Genomic DNA, 1,792 nt, shown 5'->3' on the forward strand with positions numbered 1-1,792 from the left:
CCGGGCGCGGGCCGGGGCGGAGGACACCATTCTGCTGGCGGCGCGCGGACGCGGGATGGACGGCCCTGCCCTGCTGTGGCGGCTCGTCCTGCCGCTGGGGCTGTCGGCGGCGATGGGCGGCCTGCGCAGCGCCGTGGCCGGAACGGTGACCGCGGCCGTGGCGGTGGAAAGCCTGTTCGGCCGCACCGGTGCCGGACAACTGTTCGGCGAGGCGGCGCGCGCCGGGGACACCGGCATGGCCGTCGCCGCGCTCGCCGGTCTGTGCGGCCTCGCCGTGCTGCTGGGCGCCCTGGGCGGCGCGCTGCACGGCCGGATCGACCCACGGGTCCGGATGGCCTGATGCACGGACCTGCCGGCACCGACTCCCGCACCGATCCTCATTGGCGCGACGGCCCCTGGCAGAAGGCCGGGCAGCGGCTGACCGCGCACCGGCCCGCCGCCGCGGGGCGGGCTGTGCGCGCGGCGCTGATGCTGGCGGTCGCGGCGGGCCTCGTCGTCGGGGGCGGCCCGGTGGGGGCGGCGCTGGCCGCCGGGCACCAGAGCCTGACCTTCGCGCTGCTCGGCGGGCTGGGCGGGGCCGCCCTCGGCCTGCTCTGGGGAGGCACCGCGGTGGCCCTGGGCGAGCGGGCGGAGCGGGCGATGATGGCGCCCGCCATCGCACTGACCGGCCTTCCCTTGGCTTTGGCCGTTCCGCTGGCCGGTGGGCTGCTCGGTCCGGAGCGCGGGCTGGCGCCGATGGCCGTGGTGACCGTCCTGATCGCCGCCCCGGCGGTGGCCGTCATCGCGCGGGACGAGCTGCGCGCCCTGCTGCGGCGGGAGTTCCTGAGCGCCGCCCAGGCCGCCGGGCTGACCGGCGGACGCCGGCTGCGCCGCCACATCCTGCCCAACGCCGTCCTGCCGCTCGCCGCGGCGGCCTGGACCGCCCTTCCCCGCGCCCTGATGGCGGAAAGCCTCGCCAGCTTGCTCGGCCTCGGCCTGCCGGAGGGGGTGACCGGCTGGGGAACCGCCATCGGCGCGGCGGCGCGGGCGGGCGACGCCACGGCGCTGGCCGGCCCGGCCCTGCTGCTGGCGCTGACGCTGTGGGCGCTGCACGGGGTGGGCGACGGGATGCGGCTGGCCTTCTCCACGACCGGAGGGCGCCGGTGAGCGGATCGGAAGAGCGCGCGCCGCTGCGGGTGGAAGGGCTGTCCCTGCTGACCAGCCGCGACATCCTGCTCGACCGGCTGAGCTTCGCCGTCACGGCCGGTGAGGTGCTGGCCCTGTCAGGCGGCGCCGGGGCCGGCAAGACGCTGCTGCTGCGCGCGCTGGCCGGCCTCGCGCCCAAGGGCATCACGGTGCTGGGCGACATCCACATCCGAGGGCGGCGCATCCTGGTCACCCAGGACGGCGCCCTGGACCCGCTTCGCACGCTGGGCGCTCAGTTCGTGGACCTGCTGGCCTGCCAGTCCGGGATGGACGAGCGCACCGCCCTGCGCTGCGGCGCCGAGGCGCTGGAGCGCTTCCAGGTGCCCGCCGCCGCGCGCCGGCTGGCGCTCCACCCGCATGAGCTGGGCGAGGCGATGCGCTGGCGGGCCGCGCTGGCGCTGGCCATGGCGGCGCAGCCGGCGCTGCTGCTCGCCGACTCCCCCGCCGCCGCGCTCGACCCCACTCAGCGCGTCCGCCTGCTGAGCGACCTCGCCGCCTGGACGCGGGAAGCCGGAACGGCGCTGCTGCTGGCCGGACGCCCGCACCACGACCCAATCAAGGCCGATCCAATCCAGGCCGATCCGGTTCCTTCCGGTCTGGCCGACCG

Annotated in this window: 3 protein-coding genes; all 3 read left to right on the forward strand. The window is 77.7% G+C overall.

Going from position 1 to position 1,792, the window contains the following annotated elements:
• Positions 1-340 (forward strand): ABC transporter permease subunit (locus ACWPXE_RS33265; RefSeq protein WP_454021302.1); only part of this gene is annotated, 340 nt, incomplete at its 5' end.
• Positions 340-1,146 carry an ABC transporter permease subunit gene (locus tag ACWPXE_RS33270; protein WP_454021303.1) on the forward strand — a complete coding sequence of 269 codons (807 nt, stop codon included), beginning with the start codon at positions 340-342 and terminating at the stop codon, positions 1,144-1,146. The genes ACWPXE_RS33265 and ACWPXE_RS33270, both read left to right, overlap by 1 nt.
• Before the next feature lie 104 nt (positions 1,147-1,250).
• Positions 1,251-1,792: ATP-binding cassette domain-containing protein (locus tag ACWPXE_RS33275; protein ID WP_454021304.1), on the forward strand; the 542-nt coding region annotated here is incomplete at its 3' end.

The organism is Azospirillum sp. Marseille-Q6669, assembly GCF_965111635.1.